Raw genomic sequence first — 22,320 nt, forward strand, 5'->3', positions numbered from 1 at the left:
TTGTGTTTTTGCTCTAACGAAGCGCTAGTTTTGCTAACGGTTCGGCGCAGATATCACCGCGCCATCCTTGCAACAGATCCGGCTCTTTGCCGAATTTGTCTTGCCAGATGTAGTTAACGTATTGGCTCACCAGCTTCTTAGACGCCATAAATTCCGGTTGAACTTGATGCTCTTGCGCCAGTTTCAGCACCCGTTCCCGCACTTCGGCCACCGCTTCGCGAAACTCAGGATCCAAGCCCGTTGGGTCAATGTTGTCTGGCGGGTTGCTGACATCAGCGCGGGCAATCGCGCCCAGCATTGATTTGCCGTACCGCTGGAACGTGCGTACATCCAAACCTTCAAGCTGTTCAAGGTACGACAGCGATCGTGGCGCACGCTTGGCAAGGTTCAGCAGCACGGCGTCTTTCACCACAAAGCTCAAGGCCAGATCTTTGCGCTGAGCCACTTCCAAACGCCACGCGGCCAACGATTTCAATACCGCCAGCTGCACCGGTTTCAACTGCCACGCGTTCTTAACTTTCAGGTAAGCCTTTTCTGGCTGATCCGGCTCTAAGCGACCACGACAAGCGCGTTCGCCCTCTTGCCACAACCACTCCAATCGGTTCATCTCGGTGATGGCCTTCAGCATGGTTGGGTAGATCTGGTACAGATACAGCACATCGGCGGCCGCGTAGTTCAGCTGAGCAGCGGATAACGGCCGACGCAACCAATCGGTGCGCGATTCGCCTTTATCCAGTTCGATGTCTAAGTAGTGCTGGATCAGCTTGCCGTAGCCCATGGCGGGGCCAAGGTTCAGCAACACGCCACACACTTGGCTGTCGAACAACGGCTTAGGCACTACCCCACCGCGCTGGGCAAAGATCTCCAGATCTTCGCTGGCGCTGTGCAGCACCTTTACCACCGATTCATCCGCCAGCAACTGCCACAGCGGGGTCATGTCCGTTATCGCCAGAGGATCGATCAAGGCGAGGGTTTTGCCGTTATAAAGCTGCACCAACCCCAATTTGGCGTGGTAGGTGCGGGTGCGAACAAATTCCGTGTCCAAGGCGACGTAATCCCCTTGGCGACTCTCATTACAGACAGTCGCCAGATCAGCGTCGTTATCAATCCACTGCCATTGCAGTTGTGTCATTAAGCGTTACCTTTTACTTCGTCGCGCAGCACCCGACGCAAGATTTTACCCACATTGGTTTTTGGCAGTTCCTCGCGGAACTCCACCAACTTAGGCACTTTGTAGCCAGTCAAATGTTTACGGCAATGGGCGATCAGCTCTTTTTCGGTTAGGGTTGGATCTTTCGCAACCACAAACACCTTAACCAGTTCGCCGGAGACTTCGTGGGGCACGCCAACGGCGGCCACTTCCAGCACCTTCGGGTTTAAGGCGATGGCGTCTTCCACTTCATTGGGGTAGACGTTAAAGCCCGACACCAAGATCATGTCTTTTAGGCGATCAACAATATAGAAGTAGCCATTGCTGTCCATGCGGGCGATGTCGCCGGTGCACAGCCAACCGTCGCTGAAGGTTTTGGCGCTCTCTTCTGGCCGTTGCCAGTAGCCCTGCATCACCTGCGGGCCTTTCACTTGCAGCTCGCCCACCTCTTCAAGGCCATCCACCACTTCGCCCGCTTCATTCACCAAACGCACGTCGGTGCTTGGTAATGGCAAGCCAATGGCGCCGTTGTATTCGGTTTGGGTGTAACACCCTGCCGCCACAACCGGCGAACACTCCGTTAGGCCGTAACCTTCGATCAACGGCACGCCGGTGATCTGTTGCCACTTTTCGGCCACCGCACGCTGTACTGCCATGCCGCCACCCACGGTCAACTTGAAGTGAGAGAAATCCACTTTGTTGAACTCGGGGTGGTTGATCATTGCATTAAACAGCGTGTTCACTCCGGTTAAGGCGGTGAACGGGTATTGCTTCAGTTCGTCGATAAAACCATCCAGATCACGGGGGTTGGTGATCAGCAGGTTTTGCGCGCCCTTTTTCATAAACAGCAGCAGGTTCACGGTATTGGCAAACACGTGATACAGCGGCAGCGGCGTTACCACCAGCTCTTTGCCTTCATCCAGCAAGGTGCCAAAGAACGCATCCGCTTGCAGCATGTTGGCCACCACGCTGCGATGGGTCAGCATCGCGCCTTTGGCCACGCCGGTGGTGCCACCGGTGTACTGCAAAAAGGCCACATCGGTGCCAGCAATGTTGGGCTTAATGTATTGCAGGTGTTTGCCTTTGGCTAAGGCGCGGCGCATGGAAACGGCGTTTGGCAGATGGTATTTCGGCACCATCTTCTTCACGTACTTCACCACAAAGTTCACCAAGGTGCGCTTAGGGCCAGACAGCTGATCGCCAATTTTGGTGAGGATCACGTGCTTAACGTCGGTTTCTGCCACCACTTGCTGCAGGCTGGAACCAAAGTTGGTTACGGCGATGATCGCCACCGCACCGGAATCACACAGCTGATGCTTCAATTCCCGTGGGGTGTACAACGGGTTAACGTTTACCGCCACCATGCCAGCGCGCAAAATGCCCATCAAGGCGATGGGGTACTGCAACAGGTTTGGCATCATTAACGCCACTCGATCGCCCTGCTTCAGTTTTAATTCGTCTTGCAGATAAGCAGCAAAGGCGCGGCTTTGTTCTTCCACGCGGCGGTAGGTTAATACCGCCCCCATGTTGATGAACGCCACTTGATCGGCGTAATCGCGAAAGCTGGTATCAAACAGCTCCAGCAGATTGCCGTACTCGTCTGGGTTGATCTGGGCAGGTACGCCCTCGGGGTAGCTGCCAAGCCAAGGCTTTTCCACGCTGTTCTCCTTACTTTGGAACAGTACTGCACGTGTTGGTACTGTGTAATTTGGTTGCAAAACAAAGTTTTGCCCCTGCCTTCGCGCTTACTGCACGCCGGCAAGAAAAGAAATTATTGTATCCGCGCTAGGCTGCGGATCGGTCATGTGGCAATGGTGGCCGCCGGGCACCGTTTGTAACTGCCCCTGTTTAAACCACGGGGCGCGCACATCCCAAGCCTCTCTCAGTGTAGAGAAGCCCTGTTGCGCTAACAGGATTAAGCTGGGGGCCGTTATCGCTTCGGTCATGCTGCGCGCTTGGGGTTCGGCCATCATCAGTAACGATCGCAACCGTAAGCGGGGATCGCTGCGCCACTGCCAGCGGCCATCCTGCTGGCGCAAGTTACGCACCAACAACGGCTGCAACAACGCTTCGGGTAGATCGGTCAGCTGCTTACGCGCTTTCACCAATTTCGCCAGATCCAGATCGGTACTAGGGGTGCCTGCCCGCAACCGGCTTTCAATGCCGTTACGCAATTGCTTGGCGGTGTTTTCTGGCGTTTGGGTTAATGGCCCCAGCGCTTCAATCACCACCAGACTCTGACACTGCTGCGGGTAGGTGCCCAAATAGAGCCCCGCTAAGATCCCGCCCATCGAATGCCCCATTAAACACAATGGTGGCGTAGGCAGTTGCAGCATCACTTGGTGTAACTCGTAGAGGTAATCCAGAAATGAGTAACTGGCGGCGCTGCCACGGTGGCCAGAATGGCCGTGGCCGGTCCAATCCAATGCCAGCACTTGATAGCCTGCCGCACACAACAGTGGCGCCAGTGGGGCAAAGCTTTCGCTGTTATCCAGCCAGCCATGCACGGCCACAATCATCGGTGCGTTATCGTCGCCCCAATGCTGTGCCGCCAAAGATACGCCATCTAACTGAAACTGCCGCTGTCGAGGCGCATCGAAGGGTGCCATAGCCGTCATTTGCTTTCCCGATCCAGTTCACAAAAATGAACCCGATTGTATCCGGTTGGCTGATTAATACCAATGGTCGCAAACAATTGATCTGCTGATGAAGAAATTTGCTGCGACACCGGTTAGCGTCGCAGCAGAAGTGGGTTAAATTTCCGGCTTGTAGAACTTCAGGGTCATTCGATCCGACTCGCCAATGGCCAAGTATTTGGCGCGATCCACCTCTTTCATTCGCAGCACCGGTGGCAAGGTCCACACCCCTTTGGGGTAGTCTTTAATGTCTTTGTCGTTGGCGTTAATTTCGCTGGTCATCGCTAAGCGAAAACCCACTTTTTCCGCCAGTGCGATCACCTCGCCTTGATCCATGTAACCGCTTCTCGGATCAATGCCCGCAAAGCCGCGATGCTCAACCACCCCAAACACGCCGCCGGGGCTAAGCACGTCATACGCGGCACTGAACACCCCTTCTAACGAATCCGACATGGCCCAATTGTGCAGGTTACGGAAGGTCAGCACCATATCGGCGGTGTTTTCGCCCCCCAGCGACAGCAGCTCTGGCGGATTAAAGGCGATCACCTTGGTGGCGTCGTACAGCGCTGGCTGCGCCGCCAGTTTGGCTTCAAAGCGTTTACCGGCTTTTACGCGGTAGGACGCTGGATCGCCACTGGTATCAAAACTGGCGGCGATAAACTGGCCATTGTCACGCAGGTACGGCGCTAGGATCTCGGTATACCAGCCGCCACCGGGCCACAGCTCGATCACCGTCATATCGGGGTGAATGCCAAACAGCTCTAGAGTTTGCTGTGGGTGGCGGTACTCGTTACGGGCAATGTGTTTGGCGCTGCGATGCTCGCCCTGCACCAGTTGCTCTAGCGAGCTTGCATCCGCCGCAACAGCCTGTGCGGGAATGGCAAAGGTGGCTGCCACCATTGCGGCGACTAGGCCAAATTTTTTCAATGCCATGGGATCCTCTCCTTGATTATCAATCCGATTAACGCGACGACATTAACAAACTGTTAACCCACTGCACAGTCGCCCCAGCAACAGAGTTGTTAACAGGCGTAACAGCAGCTTGGCAGTGCCGCTGCCATTTTCACAAGGGCAAGCTGAAGGGGTTAAGGCGCGGGGCCGTTACGGCCACCACTTCAGCGTGCAGCACGGCGTATCACGCAATCCGCTGGGCCGCAGCCCTATGGGCGCACGCTGCGATTCAGCATCGCCTGCAATCGTTCTTTGGCGGCGCGCCAATGGGTGCGTGGGATGGCTGGGGTATGAACTTGATAACAGGGATGGCTGGGGTGTGTTTTGATCTCGCCGCCGTGGGCCAGCAACAGATAATCCGGCTGCATATCGCGCACCTTGTTTACCGATTGGCGGTAACGGTTGGGGTGGAACAGCGGCCACGGGGTAACAAAGTTGTCGCGCACCTTAACGATCAGATCCGCCACATAAAGCCGATGGCTAGGCCGATGCCACAGCGAGATATCGCCATTGGTGTGGCCGTGGGTTGCCACCACCTGCCACTGTTCAAACCCCGGCAAGGCTTCACCGTCACTCAGCAGCCTATCCGGCTGCAAGCTGCGCCGATACCACAGGTTTTTTAACGGTTGCCCCAAGCGATGCGCCATCCACATGCCTAAAGCCACGTCGGTCAAGTGCATCAGCCAGCCACTGGCCCCTTGATACCACGGCTTATCCGCTACCCCAGTGGCAATTTGGCAGCCGCTGATCCGGCGTAAATCGTAGGCACCACCGGCGTGATCTGGGTGCATGTGCGTGACCACCACCAGCTTCAAATCGGTGATTGGCCGCTGCAGTTGATCGCGAATATAGCGCAGCACCGTGCCCACATCGGCGCGGCAGCAACCATCCAACAGCAGCAAGCCGTGGGGATACTCCACCAGATAGATCGACTGAATGTAACCTTGAAGGGTGTGCAACTGCATAACGGCACGGATCACTGTTAAACGGACGTTTAAATCTAACCTGCATGAAATGGGCGGTAATGACAATGAGGTTTGGGCTTGCTGATTATTGGGAGTTTAGTGTTGGGAGTTAGCTGTTGGTGTTGCTTGGGGTGCGTTGTATTGCTTGCGCGTTTTGCTGTGGCGTTGCTTAAAGGGGGTTATGTCGCGGTGGCGACGGCACAGCAGCTGGTAGTGAATGAGTTCGCTGCCCGTTGCAATCCCTTTGCCTTAGATCAGTACCCAAAACACGACGCTGGACACCGCCAATGCGGCGCTAAAGCAAAAAAGCGGCGTTGCTCTTTTGGCCTTAATACAGGGATTAAGATTTGGTGGCTTTACGTGAATAACGCTCAAGCCGTAAATTCGGCAATCAATAGTTGAATGTATACACACGCCACCGGTTGTTCTGCAGTAATAGGATCTCTGTCTTCTTTTTCTGCCTTATCAGAGCTTGGATTGAGCGATATTCAGAGGTAAGCTACTGATTAAGTTGAGAGATTTAATTATTACCAAACAGTAACATCACAATAACGGTACCAATTGTCACTGTAGTACTAGTGACGGCGGCATCATAATGAACTGTTAGCAGTATTTAGGAATTTTTGTGGCTGATTACATAAATAAAAACATACTGAGTCAGGCTTATATTCACGTGGAGCCAACGGGAATTGAAACTGAAGAACAGCTTGAAGCGTTCAAAGAAAACCTAAGAGCTTTTGCGCTTAGTCGTACAGAATTCTTCTTATCTGATGGACTTGATATCAATATTGAGTTTGAAGAAGGGTCGATTAAAGCGCGAGTCACGGTAATTGGTACGTTAATGCTTCTGCTACAAGGCATTAGCTCATACAAAGACTTCAGAGAAGGTCTTCAATTGCTGTATTCGGATGCGAAGTGGTTGTCAGATGCAATCATTTCGGAGTCTCTGTATCAAACCAAAGCAAAACACCATGACGTAATTAGAGTAGAAGCAAGGACTGGAATAATAGGTTCTGTTCATAAAGTTATTAATCAGCTAGAAAGAATAAAAAGCGGTGCCAAAGGCGCTATGCTTGCTTCAGATATTGTTGAAAAAATTGATGATGTTCAAGCTGAACTGTCAAAGCTAATGGATAATATATGCGACTTAGGGGACCGCCACTTAATTGCTAAAGAGTGCGAACATCTAATTGAAAAATTGCCTGAGATTCCAGTTCCTCCAAAAGATAAAATCAATAGCAGTCATGCTATAAATGAGTATCGACGAAAAAAGTCTTTACTAAGCTCCTCTATAGATATTCATTTAATTATTGAGAAGTAAGGTGAAAGTATACTGTTAACAAACAATTTAAGAGTGGTTCACCATCTTAATTGGTCGTTAAGTTTAAAGGTTGGTCATGCGAGATATATTAAAAGAAACAATCGAGTTTTCGACTGAAAAAGCGGTTTTGTTTCAGTTTAATTCTAAGAGTAAATTAGCAGCCTATAGTATGGGCATTTACTGTACATTGATAGAGCTATCAGATTCATTCCACACGCTCATGGAGAGTCAAAATTATACGGGTTCACTATCAATTTATCGCTCATTTATAGAAAACTATGTAGATCTAAGAAACCTCAATTTGAATTTTCTTTACGTATACCAATTAGATTATGATAGCTATATACAAAAACAGCGATTGTTAAAGGCAGCGAAAGAAAACAATTTATATTTGTCTTCATTTTCCAAATGTGCTGATGGAGAACTTATAATTATTTCTGATGAAATTAAAAAACTGAAAAAAAGTAATGAATACAAACTTTGCTACTCTGTGAAAGATAAGTTTAGCCGTGCGAGTATGGAGACTGAATATAAAGGGTTGTATCCGACGCTAAGTGCAGAGTCTCACTGCAGCTTGAATGCAATATTCTCTCGCCACTTTAGCATTGACTCAACGACTGGTCTTGTGGACATTTCAATCAATGATAAATGTAACGAAGAACACTATTACTTCTATATAGTTAACATGACCAATCACTTAATTACCGCAGGAATATTGGTTGCTAATATAATGGAAGGTCAGCAATTAGATATCTATGTCAGTAAAAAAGAGCAACTTTTAGCTGCACTATAATTTACATCTAAAAGAATTAAATAAACACCCACCTTTAACCACCCTCCCCTAATACGCAAAAAGGCCAATGGTTCACATTGGCCTTTTTCAGTTTCTCTCTTTGTCGTTTGCGCCTTTACGCTGGCTGTTGGCCAACAACCCTTGGCTGGGCGGCGTTATTGTCTAAGCGGCCACTGAGGCGGGTTAACGCCAATGCCAGCAGTACGATCACTGCGCCGACCCACGGGGTGTGCATCAGTCCGGCTTCGGCCACGATTACGCCGCCGCCCCACGAACCTAAAGCGATGCCGACGTTGAAGGCGGCGATGTTAAGGCCAGAAGCAACGTCTACCGCATCTGGGGTGTAACGCTCTGCCAGTTTGACAACGTACACCTGCAACCCTGGTACGTTACCAAAGGCGAAGGCGCCCCAGATCAGGATGGTGGCGACTGCGGTGATCGGGTTGGTCGCGGTAAAATTGAAGATAACCAAGATCATCGCCAGACCAGAGAAGATCAGGGTCAGTGCCTTGATTGGCCCCATGCTGTCGGCCATTTTGCCGCCCCAGATGTTGCCGATGGCCACAGATACGCCATACACCAACATGATCAAGCTGATGGCGCTGGAGCCAAAGCCAGAAACCTGTTCGAGGATCGGTGCCAAGAAGGTGAAGGCGGTAAAGGTGCCGCCGTAACCCAGAGCGGTGATGGCGTATACCAGCAGCAAGCGCGGCTGGGTAAGCACGTTAAGTTGCGAAGATAACTTGGCGGCCGGTGGCTGCTTTAAGTTGCTTGGCACCAACACCGCGCTGCCGATCAGGGCGATTAAACCAAGCACTGCCACGGTTAAAAAGGTGGCTTGCCAGCCAAAGGATTGGCCGATGTAGGTGCCCAGCGGCACACCGGTTACCAAGGCCACGGTTAAGCCGGTAAACATAATGGCGATGGCACTGGCTGCTTTTTCTTTGGCGACCAAGCCAGTGGCGATGGTCGAACCGATAGAGAAGAACACCCCGTGGGCAAGGCCAGTAAGGATACGGGCGACAATCAGGGTATTGTACCCCGGCGCTTGCCACGCCAGTAAGTTTCCGGCCACAAACAGTGCCATCACCGACAGCAGTACGTGCTTGCGGTTCCATTTGCTGGTGAGTGCGGTTAATACGGGCGCACCAATGGCAACCCCAAGGGCGTACAGGCTAACCAGCAGTCCGGCGGATGGCAGCGATACGTTCAGATCGGTGGCCATGGTTGGGATCAGGCCAACAATGACAAATTCGGTGGTTCCAATAGCAAAGGCGCTAAGCGTCAATGCAAGGAGTGCTAAAGGCATGGGGTTTCTCTCCAAGTCATAGGGGAGCGAGGTCGCGCCGTGGTCACTGGGGCGGCCTCACGTTTCGCGGTGCAGTATGCCCACTGACTTAATTGCGAAAAACAGTGCCTTTAACAAATAACCTTTGTTATAAATGCAGGTAATTAATCCGTCCCAATTCGCGGCAAGATCCGCTGGAGCAGCACCGATGCTATCCCGTTCCGATGATTTAGAGATGTTGCTGACCGTGGTCGACAGCGGTGGCTTTTCGGCGGCGGCGCAGGCGCTAGATGTGCAGGTGGCGCGGGTTTCTCGCGCCGTCAGCAAGGTAGAGAAACAGCTTGGGGTATCCATATTAAACCGCACCACGCGGCGGATTGAGCTAACCGACGAAGGCCGGCAGTTTGTTGAATCAATCAGAGCGGGCTTGGGGCAGATCCAACAAGCGGAGGAAGAGATTATCGCTCGTGGCGAGCTGCCCAAAGGCCGCTTGCGAGTGGACGCTGCCAGCCCCTTTGTCTTCCATCAGCTAGTGCCACTGGTGCAAGCCTTTAACCAAGCCTACCCCGATATCCAATTGGAGCTGAGCTCGAACGAGGGTTTTGTCGATCTGCTGGAACAGCGCACCGACTTAGCCATTCGCATCGGCCAGTTAACGGATTCCACCCTGCACGCGCGGCCACTGGGCAAAAGCGTGCTGCACATTGTCGCATCACCGGATTATCTGTCCCGTCGCGGCGTGCCCAAGCAGGTAAGCGATCTGTCTGGCCACGACACCATCGGCTTCGCTGGCCCCAAGTTATTAAACCAATGGCCGCTAAAGGGCTTTGAGCCCCTAGCCCCCTGCTTTAGCGCCAGCAACGGCGAAACCGTGCGCCAGCTGGCGTTAGCGGGCAACGGCATCGCGTGTTTGTCGGGCTTTATGGTTAATCAAGACATCGACAACGGCCAGCTGGTGCCGCTGCTCAGTGCAGAAAAACGCGCTGACAACAGCCGCGAGCAGATCAACGCGGTGTTCTATAAATCGTCATCGGTCGCGAAACGGATCTCTGCTTTTATCGACTTTATCCAGCCACGATTAACGCTGTAATTCTCTCTGTTTTAGCGTTTTTAGCGGCACTGTGGGGCTGGCTTACAGTCCAGTACTGCGATTTGTGGTGTTGCTTGGCGTTGCCACGATAGCATTTTCGTAGCTTGTCATCCGGCGGGCGCTTCAGCGGGCACTTAAACGGGCTGTCTGACTGAAAAGGATAGGAGCAGATGGGGCTGGGGACAGGGTGGTTGCAGGTTGGTAGGTTAAGTCAAAACGGTGTTGTGATCGCCCAGCAGCTACACAAACAGATCCACCCCAACCAGCTGCTGCAGCTGTTCCCGCAGCGGTTGGTTGGCGATGGTTTGATAGGCGTTGATGCCGATGCTGTTGGGCTTATCTTGCACCAGATTGGCACGTTGCTGTTGCCAGCTGTGCCAATCTTGAGCGTCAGCAGGTTGCACCAAGGTTTCCGCCACTTTGGTGGCGGTGGTGGTCAATTCGGTTTTGGGTGCCGTGCCAGATTTGGCAAGGGGATTGGCGGGTAAGCCGCCTAACCCAATGGGATTGATCATGGTGCGTCCTGTCTCTGCTTCTGCCTATCGCAATGCCTAGGGCTTATTCGCGCCCTGGCAACTTCTTCCACGCCACTTCGTTACGCAGGTATACCGGTTCAACCGCTTCTACGTTGATGGCGCTGTTGTTACGCAGCCCCGCTTTAGCAAGTGGCATCATCATCGCTGCGCTGGGTAAACGGCACTCGCTGTTGATGCTGATCCGTTCGTTGCTGGCCAACTGCGGGTAGGTTTCAAAACCGGTGCCAACGGCGGTGGTGGCAACGCTGATGGCGTCCAGCTGCGGCTGCAGGGCGTCGGGTTTAATCACCACTTCTTCCCCTTGCAGTACCGCTAAGCCGTTTTCGGCGCGGTAGTGGCCAAAGTACACCTCGCCCATGCGGGCATCAATGGCGGCCACGACGTCGGTAGCGCCAGCGTCAATCGCGCCTTGCGCCATCGCGGCTAAGTTAGACAGCGGGATCACCGGCAGCTCTGCCCCCATCGCCAAGCCTTGTACCATCGCGGTACCAATGCGAATGCCGGTAAAGCTGCCGGGGCCACGGCCAAAGGCGATAACGTCGGCATCGGCTAAGGCGATCCCAGCTTGGGACAGCAGGCTTTCTACCATCGGCAAAATGCGCTGGCTGTGTTCCCGTGGGGCTTCAGCACAATCGGCGTAAACGGTGCCTTGATGATGCAGGGCGGCGGAACAATTCTCGGTGGCGGTATCGAGGATCAGGATGGTGTCAGACATTAAAGCTCTCTTAATCGTGCAACGGCGTTAGCCAAGTCTCGGGTGCGGTGCATGGGCGGCAAGCTGGTTAAAAACAGCTTGCCGTAGGGGCGATGAACGAGGCGGGGATCGCAGATCACCATTACGCCTTGGTCTTGTTCACCGCGGATCAAACGGCCGACACCCTGCTTCAACGCAATCACCGCTTGGGGCAGTAATACTTCATGAAACGGATCGCCACCACGGCGCATCGTTTCATCAGATCTGGCCCTAATGAGCGGATCATCCGGCGAAGCAAAAGGAAGTTTGTCGATCATAACACAGCACAACGCTTGGCCTCTAACATCTACCCCTTCCCAGAAGCTGTTGGTGCCTAATAAAACGGCGTTCCCCAGCTGCTGAAATTTGGTCAACATGGCGCGTTTTGAACCCTGCCCCTGTACCAGCAAGGGTTGCTGTACTTGGCGCGACAAGATCAGCCCTACGTCGTGCATCATGCGGTAACTGGTGAACAGCAAAAAAGTGCGCCCTTCGGCGGCTTCGATCAGTTGCTTGGCGATGTTGGCCAACTGCCCCGCCACTTCAACTCGGCCAGGTTCGGGCAGATCCCTTGGCACGCACAGCAGTGCCTGCTTGGGGTAATCGAAGGGGCTATCCAACACCAGCGTGTTAGCGCCATCCAGCCCCATCTGTTTGGCAAAGTGACCAAAGGCGCCGCCCACGGTCAAGGTGGCGCTGGTAAACACCCAACTGCCACCGTAACGCAGATAAAAATCACGGCACTGCTGCGCCACCGATAACGGGCAACTGCGTAAGACAAAGTGGTGTCGATGACACTCGACCGTTAGGGCTTCGTTGCCGGGGTTGATGAACCGCTGCAACCGCGATTGCAGCTGCGGCAACCGTTCAAACACTTTGTCCAGCATCTCGTCGCGCCCCAGCTGTGGCAGCACAATGTTGTGGCAAAAGGTGAGAGCTTCCGTCACTCGCAGTAACGCTTGATTCACCGCCGGTTGCTGCATCAATTGGCGCCAATCGCTGCCCTGCTCAACCACTTGCTCGTACAGATCGGCACTGGCGGCTTGCAAACGCTGCCCTGCGCTTTGCAATTGGCGGCAATCCCCCAGTCGGCCACGGTAGGCTTTGTCCAGTTCTCGGCTAATGTCGGCCAGCGCCCGCGAGCTAACCGCATCGGCGAAATGGTTTAAGGCGATGTCTGGCAGCTGGTGCGCTTCATCAAACACAAACAGATCAAAATCGGGCAGGATCTCGCCAAAACCACCCTCTTTTAGTGCCATGTCGGCAAAGAACAGGTGATGGTTGATCACCACTAAATCCGCCTCTTGGGCTTTGTCGCGGGCTTTGCGTAAGCAACAGCGGTCGTATTCGCTGCAGCGTTTGCCCAAGCAGTTATCGTGGGTCGACCCCGCCATCGCAAACGCCAATGAGCCTTCCGGCACCGAGGTGACTTCAGCAAAGTCGCCGCTTTCGCTGCCGCTGGCCCACGCGCGCAACCGCATCAGATGATCCACCAACTGCGGATCGTCCGGCAGATCGCCAAGGCGACGATTTAAGTGGTAATGGCACAGGTAGTTGCTGCGTCCTTTCAGTAACGCCACCAGCGGCGGGCGCTCAATTAGGGACAAAATGGCGGGAACGTCTTTGAAATAGAGCTGATCTTGCAGGTTTTTACTGCCGGTGCTGATCACCGTTTTTTTGCCGCTCAGCAGCGCGGGCAACAGGTAAGCAAAGGTTTTACCAATGCCGGTGCCCGCTTCGGCCAGCAGGGTTGATTTGGTGTCGATGGTGGCGCAAATTTGGGTCGCTAATTGCTGCTGTACCTGCCGTGGTCGAAAGCCACGGATCCCTTTCGCCAACATGCCTTCTGGGGACAGCGCCAGCGCCACCTCTTTTTCTAACCTGCTCATTTCACACCTAACAAATCACCAAAACGCATTATGTCATAAGGCCGCTAAAAAAGGTTTGAAATGGCGGTTGCAAAGCATACGGGGCTGTAATAGCGTTAATAACAACTTAACGGTCAACGACCGCAAACCCAATTTTTGGACACGCCATGAACTTCACTATCGCGCTACATCACCATCACCATCACATGCGGTAGCCGTTGGCGTTTCGCTGGTGGCTGCTATTACGGCACCGCCAGCGGAGACAGTCTCAATCGAGCAAAAATCCCTTGGCCAGTGCCAAGGGATTTTTCTTTTTAGAGACAAAAAAACATGCAAAACAATCGATTACGTATCGCAATGCAAAAATCTGGTCGCCTTTCCAAAGAGACCGAAGCCCTACTGAAACGCTGTGGCTTGAAACTGAACTTTCGTGACAATCGGCTGATCAGCCCCGTTGAAAATCTGCCTATCGACATTCTGCGCGTGCGCGACGACGACATTCCCGGTTTGGTGATGGACGGCGTGGTGGACTTGGGCTTTATCGGTGAAAACGTGCTGGAAGAGGAACGGCTAGAGCGCCAAGCCCTAGACCAAGCCACCCAGTACAGCGTACTGCGGCGGATGGATTTCGGTGGCTGTCGCTTGTCGTTGGCGGTGCCAGAAGAGTTTGATTACAACGGCCCGCAAGATCTGCAGCAAAGCCGCATCGCCACCTCTTACCCTAACCTGCTGCGGCGCTACCTAACGGAGCAAGGGGTGGCGTTTGCCAGCTGCATGCTCAAAGGCTCGGTGGAAGTGGCCCCCCGCGCAGGCTTGGCCGACGCCATCTGCGACTTGGTAAGCACTGGCGCCACCTTAGAAGCCAACGGCTTGAAAGAGGTAGAGGTGATCTTTGAATCCAAAGCCACCTTGATCCAAGGGCCACGCCCGCTAAGCGAGGAACAACAAGCCTTGGTGGATAAGCTGCTGGTGCGCACCAACGGCGTGATCCAAGCCAAAGAGAGCAAATACATTATGCTGCACGCCCCGAAGGCGCAGTTGCAGCAAATTATCGATCTGCTGCCCGGCGCAGAGCACCCCACCATTTTACCGCTGGCCGAAGACAACGAGCGCGTGGCGCTGCACGCCGTTAGCAGCGAAACCCTGTTTTGGGACACCATGGAACAGCTTAAAGCCCTTGGCGCCAGCTCTATCCTAGTGCTGCCAATTGAGAAGATGTTGGGGTAGATGATGCAACGGTTAATTTGGGCCGAACTGAGCCCACCACAGCAGCAACAGGCGTTAGCCCGCGCCCAGTGCATCACCGATCGTAAGCTCAGTGACGCTGTTGCGGCGATCATCACCCAGGTGCAACGCGATGGTGATGCGGCTTTGGCCGAGCTGAGTGACCGCTTTGATGGCGGGCTGCCATCGCAGTGGCAATTTACTCCAGCGCAAATCGCGCAGCTGGGCAACCAGCTTGAGCCCGAACTGAAACAAGCGATCGATACCGCGCTGGCCAACATCGATACGTTTCACCGTGCCCAGCAACAGCCGCCACTGGCGGTTACCGTGCAAACTGGGATCGATTGCGAGCTGCACAGCGAAGCGATAGAACGGGTTGGCCTGTATGTGCCCGGCGGCAGCGCGCCGCTGATCAGCACGGTGATGATGCTGGCCAAACCGGCGCAATTGGCCAACTGCCAGCAACGGATATTGGTAACGCCACCGCCGCTGAATCCGGCCATGGCCTATGCCGCCAGCCGATGCGGCGTTAGCCAGATCTTCACCATTGGCGGTGCCCAAGCCATTGCCGCGTTGGCCTTTGGCACCGAAACCGTGCCCAAGGTGGATAAGATTTTTGGCCCCGGCAGCCGCTTTGTTACCGAAGCCAAGCAACAAGTTGCTCAGCAAGGGGTGGCCATCGACATGCCTGCGGGCCCATCCGAGGTATTGGTGCTGGCCGATAGCGGCGCCAACCCGCGCTTTATCGCCGCCGATCTGTTAAGCCAAGCAGAGCACGGCGACGACAGCCAAGCGTTGCTGGTAACCGACAGCCCCAGCTTGGCCGATAAAGTGCTTGATGCCCTGCAGCAACAGTTGCCGCAACTTTCCCGCGCCAACATCGCCGCCGCCGCCTTAAAGCAAAGCCGCGTGATCATCGCCCCGTCGCTGACCGAAGCCGTTGCCATCAGCAACGCCTATGGCCCCGAGCACCTAATCATTCAAACCCAAGCGCCGCGCCAATTGCTTGGCCAAATTCGGGCGGCGGGCTCGGTATTTTTAGGGCCGTGGAGCCCAGAATCCGTCGGCGACTACGCCAGTGGCACCAACCACGTGCTGCCCACTTACGGCGCGTCGCGCACCGTATCAAGCCTGACGTTGGCGGATTTTCAGCGCCGCTTTACCGTGCAGCAGCTCAGCCAAGCGGGGCTGAACGATCTGGCCGCCACCGTTACTGCCCTAGCGAACGCCGAAGGGTTAGATGGCCACGCCAACGCCATTACCGTGCGTTTGGAGGAACAATAATGAGCCTTGCAACCACGCTGGCACGGCCAGAAATTGTCGCACTGGTGCCTTATGCCTCGGCACGACGGGAACAACTGGGCGGCGATCTGCTGCTGAATGCCAACGAATCGCCGTGGAACAACAGCGGCGTTGCCGGTGCCAACCGCTACCCCGATTGCCAGCCATCGCAGCTGCGCCAACAATACGCCGATTACGCCCAACTAACGCCGCAGCAAGTGTTGATCAGCCGCGGTGCCGATGAAGGCATCGATCTGTTGATCCGCACCTTTTGCCGCCCCGGCCAAGACAGCATCAGCTGCTTAACCCCAAGCTACGGCATGTACGCCATCAGCGCCGCCACCAATGCGGTGGCCTGCAACTCGCTTCCTTGGGCGTCACAGTACCAACTGCCAGCGGATCTGGCGGCGCAGTGCGGCAACAGCAAATTGCTGTTTGTGTGTAACCCCAATAATCCCAGCGGCAGCTGCGTGAACCCCGCACAACTGGCGGCATTGGCCGCGCAGCTACCGCAAACCCTGCTGGTGGTGGACGAGGCTTACATCGAGTTTGCCCCAGAGCGTTCGGTTGCAAACTTGATCGACACCACCCCCAACTTAGTGGTGCTGCGAACCCTGTCTAAAGCCTTTGCACTGGCAGGGGCCCGTTGCGGTTTTGTGCTGGCCAACCGCGACATCATCGCCATGCTGGAAAAGGTGATTGCGCCCTATCCGGTGCCTGCGCCGGTGGCGCAACTGGCCTGTGAGGCCACCAGCCCCGATGGGCTTGCGCTGATGGCGCAACAAGTGGCGCAGCTGAATAAACAAAAAGCCAAATTTACCGCCGCCATTCGTTCCCTTGAAGGGATCGATAAGGTGATCGACAGCCAAGCAAACTTTGTGCTGTTTCAGTGTGTTAACAGCGAACAAGTGCAATCGGCCTTGGCCGACAGCGGCCTGTTGATCCGTCGCTACCGCAGTGCCAATTTGCTAGGCTGGTTACGCGTCAGCATCGGCACCGACACCCAAATGGAGACGCTGCTCAGCGCCCTGCGCCAGCAGCTGCAATTACAAAAGGAGCGCCTGTGATGCGCCAAGCCATTCTCTTTATCGATCGCGACGGCACCTTGGTCGAAGAGCCGCCGGTAGACAAACAGCTAGACCGGCTCGATAAGCTCAAATTTGAACCGATGGTGATCCCCGCTCTGCAGCAGTTGCAGAACGCCGGTTATCGCTTGGTGATGGTGTCGAACCAAGATGGGCTGGGCACCGACAGCTTCCCGCAAACCGATTTTGATGCCCCCCACAACGCGATGATGGCGCTGTTTCAAAGCCAAGGCATTCGCTTTGACGAGGTGCTGATCTGCCCACACTTTACGGAAGACAACTGCAGTTGTCGCAAGCCCAAACTGGGCTTGGTGCAGCGTTACCTCACCGAAGGGTTGGTGGATTTTGAACGCTCCGCGGTAATTGGCGATCGCGACACCGATCTGCAACTGGCACTGTCGATGGGCATCACCCCGATTAAGTACGATCCTAACGCCAACAACTGGCTGACTATCGTGGCCCAGCTTACCGGCGGCGATCGTAACGCCTGTGTGCGCCGCACCACCAAAGAGACCGACATCGAGATTAAGGTCAATCTGGATCAAAGCGGCCCCAATCGCATCAACACCGGCATCGGCTTTTTTGACCACATGCTCGAACAGATCGCCACCCACGGCGGCTTTGCCATGGAAGTATCTGTTGAGGGTGACTATCACATCGACGATCACCACAGTGTCGAAGACACCGCCTTGGCGCTGGGGCAAGCACTGCGCCAAGCCTTAGGCGATAAGCGCGGCATCGGCCGCTTTGGCTTTGCCCTGCCGATGGATGAAGCCCAAGCCCAGTGTTTGTTGGATCTGTCTGGCCGCGCTTACCTGCGCTTTGAAGCGCAGTTTGAACGGGATGCGGTTGGCGGCTTGAGCACCGAAATGGTGCCGCACTTCTTCCGCTCGTTGGCCGATGGCTTAGCCTGCACCCTGCACTTGTCGGTGAATGGCAGCAACGAACACCACAAAGTAGAGGCGCTGTTTAAGGTGCTGGGCCGTGCCCTGCGCCAGGCGATCAGCAAACAGGGTGACGAACTGCCCTCGTCCAAAGGAGTGCTGTAATGACGGTGATCATCGATACCGGCTGCGCCAACTTTGCCTCGGTGCAGTTTGCCCTTAAACGCTTAGGTTGCGACGCGGTTATCAGCGACGACGCCGCCACCATCTTAAGCGCCGATCGGTTGATCTTACCCGGCGTAGGTTCAGCCCCAGCGGCGATGGACAAGCTGCGTCAGCGCGGCTTGCTTGAGCTGCTGCCACAAATAGAGCAGCCACTGTTGGGGATCTGTTTAGGGATGCAGTTGCTGGGCGAATATTCCCAAGAAGGCAACACCGCCCTACCGGGCCTGCTGCCGGTGCAAAGCACACGGTTACACAGCAACAATCAACCGTTGCCGCACATGGGCTGGAACCAACTGACCGTGACCGATCACCCGCTGTTTGCGGGCATCAACAACGGCGATTATGTCTATTTCGTTCACAGCTACGGGGTTGAGGTGGGTGAGTTTACCCTCGCCCAAAGCGAGTATGGCCAGCGGTTTAGTGCCGCGATTGGCCGCGACAATTTGATGGGGGTGCAATTTCACCCCGAACGCAGCAGCGCCGTTGGCGCACGGATTTTGCAAAACTTTTTGGAGCTAACCCTGTGATCATTCCCGCTATCGATCTGATTAATGGCCAAGTGGTGCGCCTGCAAAAAGGCAACTTCGATAAGGTCACCAATTTCGCTGAAGATCCCATCGAACAATTAACCCGTTACCAAAACGCCGGCAGTGAACACCTGCACTTGGTGGATTTGGATGGCGCTAAGGATCCCAATGCCCGCCAGTTGGCGTTGATCGGCCGCATCGTTAACGCATTGGATGCGCCCATTCAAGTGGGCGGTGGCATTCGCACCGAACAAGAGCTGCAAACCCTGCTCGACTTAGGGGTAAGCCGAGTGGTGTTGGGATCGTTAGCGGTGCAGCAGCCCCAATTGGTGGCGGGCTGGATTGAACGCTACGGCAGCGAACGCATCACGGTGGCGTTAGATGTGCTGCTCGATAGCGACGGCAATCCCGAAGTGCTCACCAATGGCTGGCAGCAAGGCAGCGGCAAACGGATGGTGGATGCGGTAGAGCCGCTATTAAGCGCAGGGCTGCAACACGTGTTGTGTACCGATGTTGATCGCGATGGGATGATGTTCGGCCCCAATTTCGATCTGTATTACCGCCTCCGCAAACAGTTTCCCATGTTGCACTGGCAAGCCTCTGGCGGCATTCACGCCTTAGACGATCTGCCCAAACTGAAACGGGTTGGGGTTAAAGGCGTGATCATCGGCAAAGCGTTACTGGCGAAAAAATTCACCATTGAGGAGGCGCTGCAATGCTGGCAAAACGGCTGATCCCCTGTTTGGATGTGCGCGCGGGCAAAGTGGTTAAAGGGGTGCAGTTTAAAAACCACAAAGTTGTTGGCGACATTGTGCCACTGGCCGCCCGCTACGCCGAACAAGGCGCCGATGAGTTGGTGTTCTACGACATCACCGCCAGCGTCGATGCCCGCACCGTTGATAAAAGTTGGGTGGCGCGGGTGGCGGAACAGTTAGATATCCCCTTTTGCGTGGCCGGCGGCATTAAAACCGTGGCCGATGCGGCCGCTTTGCTGGCCGACGGTGCCGATAAAATTTCAGTCAACAGCCCCGCCTTGGCCGAGCCGGATCTGATCAACCGCCTTAACGATCGCTTTGGTCGCCAGTGCGTGGTGGTGGGGATCGATTCATGGTTTGACGCCAACAGCGGCCACTACCGAGTAAAACAGTACACCGGCAGCGAAGCCTCAACCCAAGAAGCGGGCTGGCATACGCTGGATTGGGTTGAAGAAGTGCAGCGCCGTGGCGCGGGCGAAATTGTGCTGAACACCATGAACCAAGATGGCGTGCGAGGCGGCTACGATATCGCCCAATTGCAGCTGGTGCGACAGGCTTGCTCGGTGCCACTTATCGCCTCTGGCGGCGCGGGCACCATGGAACACTTTGCCGAAGTGTTTCAACAAGCTCAGGTGGACGGCGCCCTCGCGGCCTCGGTGTTTCACAAAAACATCATCGCGATCCCAACGCTAAAACAGTATCTACAACAACAGCAGGTGGAGATCCGGCTATGAACAACACCCCAACACTGATCCGCCCCACCATTGATTGGGACAAAGTCGATAACATGGTGCCCGCGATTGTGCAGCACCACTTAACCGGCCAAGTGTTGATGCAAGGCTACATGAATCCCGATGCCTTGCAGCGAACCCTCGACAGCGGCTTAGTGACGTTTTATAGCCGCTCGAAACAGCGGTTGTGGACCAAGGGCGAAGAGTCCGGCAACGTCCTCAAGCTGGTTACCCTTGGCACCGATTGCGACAACGACAGCCTGTTGCTGCAAGTGTTACCCCAAGGCCCAACCTGCCACTTAGGCAGCAACAGCTGCTTTGCGGATCGCGACAATCAGCCCTTACTGGGCAAACTGGCGCAGGTGATCGCCAGCCGCCGCGACAGCGATCCCGCCAGCAGCTACACCGCCCAACTGCTGCAAGGCCCCCCCCGCCGCGTGGCGCAAAAAGTGGGGGAAGAAGGCGTTGAAGTGGCCTTAGCCGCCGCCACCAACGACACCGAAAACTTAAAGGACGAAGCCGCCGATCTGCTCTATCACCTGTCGGTTTTGCTGGAGCAACAGCAAGTGGGGTTAGATGAAGTGATGCAGGTGTTATTGCAGCGGGCAAAGTAAGCGATTAACTCACCGAGTTTATCTAGCCACTCACAATCAAAGCAGCGCCCAAAAGCGCTGCTTTTTCGATCACCCCTTTTAACAGGACAGCCATCTTAATTTTCTCTGCCTAGCTCTTCTCTTAACTAGACACCCACCTTAACTGGCAGATCCTTAGGCATCTTCTAAGCTTGGTTTTTAGTCATATCAAGGACGAGGCCATGCCAAGAGCACGAAAGCATCAAGTTAGCCTGCAAGACACTCCGTACTATCACTGCATCAGCCGTTGCGTGCGGCGCAGTTTTCTGTGTGGAATAGACAGTTACAGCGGCAAAAGCTACGAACACCGCCGCGACTGGATCGAACAGCGGCTGCTGGCACTTACCGACACCTTCGCCATCGAAATTTGTGCTTATGCCATCATGAGTAACCACACCCATGTGGTCCTGCACGTTGATGCAACCCGTGCCCAGCAGTGGGATGCCGAAGCGGTGCTGAACCGTTGGCATCAGATGTTTGCTGGAACCCGCTTAACCCAGCTGTATTGCGTTGAAGAAGAAAGAGAAAACCTGAGCAGTGGCGAACTGCACCAAGTTGAACGCCTAGTAGAACTGTACCGACAGCGCCTAACCGACATCAGCTGGTTTATGCGCAGCTTAAATGAGTACATCGCCCGACAAGCGAATAAAGAAGATGGCTGTACGGGTCGGTTTTGGGAGGGACGCTTCAAATCACAAGCGCTATTGGATGAACAAGCCTTGCTGTCGTGCATGGCTTACGTGGATTTAAACCCTATTCGTGCACAGATGGCGAAAACGCCGGAAGAGTCCCAGTACACTAGCATTCGTCAGCGCATTAAGGCCGCAATCAAAGGGACTCAGCCAACCAAACTTAAATCGTTTGATTCCAACCAAGGTGAACCGGAACAGCTACCCTGCCACCTAAATCAATACTTGGAACTGATTGAATTCACAGGTCGCGCCATCCGTGACGACAAAGCAGGCCACATTCCGTCAAGCTGCGATGCCCTGCTAACACGGCTCAGGATTGATGTTGAAAACTGGCTAGAGCTAACCCAAGGGTTTGAGTATCAGTTCTCTGGCTTGGCGGGGAGATTAACGGCACTGAAATGCTGTCGCCAGCACGATAACAGCCAACGAATTCGAGGCAGCGGTAACGCCAAACGGCTGTTCGGTTAGCCTTCTTTCACACTCCTGAGGATTAATGCTTTCGCCCAGCCGGGAAACTTGGTGCTGCCTGAATTTCACTGATCCTTCCTAACAAAGCCCCCAAACAGCGCCTTTCCAACTAAAAATCAGCTTAGACTGCCCCCAACAAGCACCAATGACACCAACAAACAGTGCAGATGCCGCGATGGTCGTTCTGCTTAGATTAAAATGGGTGTCTAGTTAAGCTGTCAGTTCTCTGGCTTGGCTGGGAGATTAACGGTACGGCTGGGAGATTAACGGCACTGCAATGCTGTCGCCAGCACGATAACAGCCAACGAATTCGAGGCAGCGGCAACGCCAAACGGCTGTTCGGCTAGCCTTCTTTCACACCCTGAGGATTAATGCTTTCGCCCAGCCGGGAAACTTGGTGCTGCCTGAATTTCACTGATCCTTCCTAACAAAGCCCCTAAACAGCGCCTTTCCAACTAAAAATCAGCTCAGACTGCCCCCAACAA

21 protein-coding genes are annotated in these 22,320 nt (G+C 54.5%); 12 read left to right on the plus strand and 9 right to left on the minus strand.

Annotation, left to right across the window (positions count from 1 at the left end; all coding sequences use genetic code 11):
* Positions 1-13: 13 nt before the first annotated feature.
* The 5 genes from rnd to Q0796_RS07430 all read right to left on the minus strand — a co-directional run bounded on the left by rnd (position 14) and on the right by Q0796_RS07430 (position 5,702).
* On the minus strand, positions 14-1,132 hold the full coding sequence (gene rnd, locus Q0796_RS07410) for a ribonuclease D (protein ID WP_298441605.1): 1,119 nt from the start codon (positions 1,130-1,132) through the stop codon (positions 14-16).
* Positions 1,132-2,808, minus strand: coding sequence for a long-chain-fatty-acid--CoA ligase FadD (gene fadD / locus Q0796_RS07415; RefSeq protein WP_298441607.1), 1,677 nt, complete (start codon positions 2,806-2,808; stop codon positions 1,132-1,134). Before fadD ends, rnd begins: the two co-directional genes overlap by 1 nt.
* An 87-nt stretch (positions 2,809-2,895) precedes the next feature.
* Positions 2,896-3,768 carry an alpha/beta hydrolase gene (locus tag Q0796_RS07420; RefSeq protein ID WP_298441608.1) on the minus strand — a complete coding sequence of 291 codons (873 nt, stop codon included), beginning with the start codon at positions 3,766-3,768 and terminating at the stop codon, positions 2,896-2,898.
* Between the two features lie 135 nt (positions 3,769-3,903).
* Positions 3,904-4,713 (minus strand): methyltransferase, encoded by an 810-nt coding sequence (locus tag Q0796_RS07425; protein WP_298441778.1) that lies wholly within the window; start codon positions 4,711-4,713, stop codon positions 3,904-3,906.
* A 233-nt stretch (positions 4,714-4,946) separates the two neighbouring features.
* Positions 4,947-5,702, minus strand: a complete 756-nt coding sequence (locus Q0796_RS07430; protein WP_298441610.1) for an MBL fold metallo-hydrolase — start codon at positions 5,700-5,702, stop codon at positions 4,947-4,949.
* A gap of 625 nt (positions 5,703-6,327) precedes the next feature.
* Between Q0796_RS07430 and Q0796_RS07435 the strand changes: the two genes are divergently transcribed.
* Both Q0796_RS07435 and Q0796_RS07440 read left to right on the plus strand, forming a co-directional pair.
* Complete coding sequence (locus Q0796_RS07435) at positions 6,328-7,023, plus strand: hypothetical protein (RefSeq protein ID WP_298441612.1); 696 nt, start codon at positions 6,328-6,330, stop codon at positions 7,021-7,023.
* A gap of 76 nt (positions 7,024-7,099) precedes the next feature.
* A complete protein-coding gene (locus Q0796_RS07440) occupies positions 7,100-7,816 on the plus strand; it encodes a DUF5677 domain-containing protein (protein ID WP_298441614.1) in 717 nt (238 codons plus the stop codon).
* Between the two features lie 115 nt (positions 7,817-7,931).
* Here Q0796_RS07440 and Q0796_RS07445 read toward each other — a convergent pair whose 3' ends face one another.
* Positions 7,932-9,125, minus strand: coding sequence for an MFS transporter (locus Q0796_RS07445; RefSeq protein WP_298441615.1), 1,194 nt, complete (start codon positions 9,123-9,125; stop codon positions 7,932-7,934).
* Positions 9,126-9,312: 187 nt separating this feature from the next.
* Between Q0796_RS07445 and Q0796_RS07450 the strand changes: the two genes are divergently transcribed.
* A complete protein-coding gene (locus Q0796_RS07450) occupies positions 9,313-10,194 on the plus strand; it encodes a LysR family transcriptional regulator (RefSeq protein WP_298441617.1) in 882 nt (293 codons plus the stop codon).
* Positions 10,195-10,433: 239 nt separating this feature from the next.
* Here Q0796_RS07450 and Q0796_RS07455 read toward each other — a convergent pair whose 3' ends face one another.
* From Q0796_RS07455 to Q0796_RS07465, 3 genes are read right to left on the minus strand one after another with little or no spacing between them, the layout of a single operon-like run.
* Positions 10,434-10,709, minus strand: a complete 276-nt coding sequence (locus Q0796_RS07455) for a hypothetical protein (RefSeq protein ID WP_298441619.1) — start codon at positions 10,707-10,709, stop codon at positions 10,434-10,436.
* A 43-nt stretch (positions 10,710-10,752) separates the two neighbouring features.
* Complete coding sequence (gene tsaB, locus Q0796_RS07460) at positions 10,753-11,445, minus strand: tRNA (adenosine(37)-N6)-threonylcarbamoyltransferase complex dimerization subunit type 1 TsaB (RefSeq protein ID WP_298441621.1); 693 nt, start codon at positions 11,443-11,445, stop codon at positions 10,753-10,755.
* On the minus strand, positions 11,445-13,352 hold the full coding sequence (locus Q0796_RS07465; protein ID WP_298441623.1) for an ATP-dependent DNA helicase: 1,908 nt from the start codon (positions 13,350-13,352) through the stop codon (positions 11,445-11,447). Before Q0796_RS07465 ends, tsaB begins: the two co-directional genes overlap by 1 nt.
* Positions 13,353-13,661: 309 nt before the next feature.
* Between Q0796_RS07465 and hisG the strand changes: the two genes are divergently transcribed.
* The 9 genes from hisG to Q0796_RS07510 all read left to right on the plus strand — a co-directional run bounded on the left by hisG (position 13,662) and on the right by Q0796_RS07510 (position 21,835).
* On the plus strand, positions 13,662-14,558 hold the full coding sequence (hisG, locus tag Q0796_RS07470) for an ATP phosphoribosyltransferase (protein WP_298441625.1): 897 nt from the start codon (positions 13,662-13,664) through the stop codon (positions 14,556-14,558).
* A 3-nt stretch (positions 14,559-14,561) separates the two neighbouring features.
* Positions 14,562-15,839 (plus strand): histidinol dehydrogenase, encoded by a 1,278-nt coding sequence (hisD, locus tag Q0796_RS07475; RefSeq protein WP_298441626.1) that lies wholly within the window; start codon positions 14,562-14,564, stop codon positions 15,837-15,839.
* Positions 15,839-16,903, plus strand: a complete 1,065-nt coding sequence (hisC, locus tag Q0796_RS07480; RefSeq protein ID WP_298441628.1) for a histidinol-phosphate transaminase — start codon at positions 15,839-15,841, stop codon at positions 16,901-16,903. Before hisD ends, hisC begins: the two co-directional genes overlap by 1 nt.
* Entirely contained in the window at positions 16,903-17,970 is a 1,068-nt protein-coding gene (gene hisB / locus Q0796_RS07485; RefSeq protein WP_298441630.1) for a bifunctional histidinol-phosphatase/imidazoleglycerol-phosphate dehydratase HisB, read from the plus strand. Before hisC ends, hisB begins: the two co-directional genes overlap by 1 nt.
* Positions 17,970-18,557 (plus strand): imidazole glycerol phosphate synthase subunit HisH, encoded by a 588-nt coding sequence (gene hisH, locus Q0796_RS07490; RefSeq protein WP_298441632.1) that lies wholly within the window; start codon positions 17,970-17,972, stop codon positions 18,555-18,557. The genes hisB and hisH overlap by 1 nt, the downstream gene beginning before the upstream one ends.
* Positions 18,554-19,291, plus strand: a complete 738-nt coding sequence (gene hisA / locus Q0796_RS07495) for a 1-(5-phosphoribosyl)-5-[(5-phosphoribosylamino)methylideneamino]imidazole-4-carboxamide isomerase (RefSeq protein ID WP_298441633.1) — start codon at positions 18,554-18,556, stop codon at positions 19,289-19,291. Before hisH ends, hisA begins: the two co-directional genes overlap by 4 nt.
* Positions 19,273-20,046, plus strand: coding sequence for an imidazole glycerol phosphate synthase subunit HisF (gene hisF, locus Q0796_RS07500; RefSeq protein WP_298441636.1), 774 nt, complete (start codon positions 19,273-19,275; stop codon positions 20,044-20,046). The genes hisA and hisF overlap by 19 nt, the downstream gene beginning before the upstream one ends.
* Complete coding sequence (gene hisIE, locus Q0796_RS07505; RefSeq protein WP_298441638.1) at positions 20,043-20,657, plus strand: bifunctional phosphoribosyl-AMP cyclohydrolase/phosphoribosyl-ATP diphosphatase HisIE; 615 nt, start codon at positions 20,043-20,045, stop codon at positions 20,655-20,657. The genes hisF and hisIE overlap by 4 nt, the downstream gene beginning before the upstream one ends.
* A 200-nt stretch (positions 20,658-20,857) precedes the next feature.
* Positions 20,858-21,835 carry a transposase gene (locus Q0796_RS07510; RefSeq protein ID WP_298441641.1) on the plus strand — a complete coding sequence of 326 codons (978 nt, stop codon included), beginning with the start codon at positions 20,858-20,860 and terminating at the stop codon, positions 21,833-21,835.
* Positions 21,836-22,320 lie beyond the last annotated feature (485 nt).

Origin of the sequence: uncultured Ferrimonas sp., assembly GCF_947489035.1 — a bacterium.
Classification (GTDB): Bacteria; Pseudomonadota; Gammaproteobacteria; order Enterobacterales; family Shewanellaceae; genus Ferrimonas.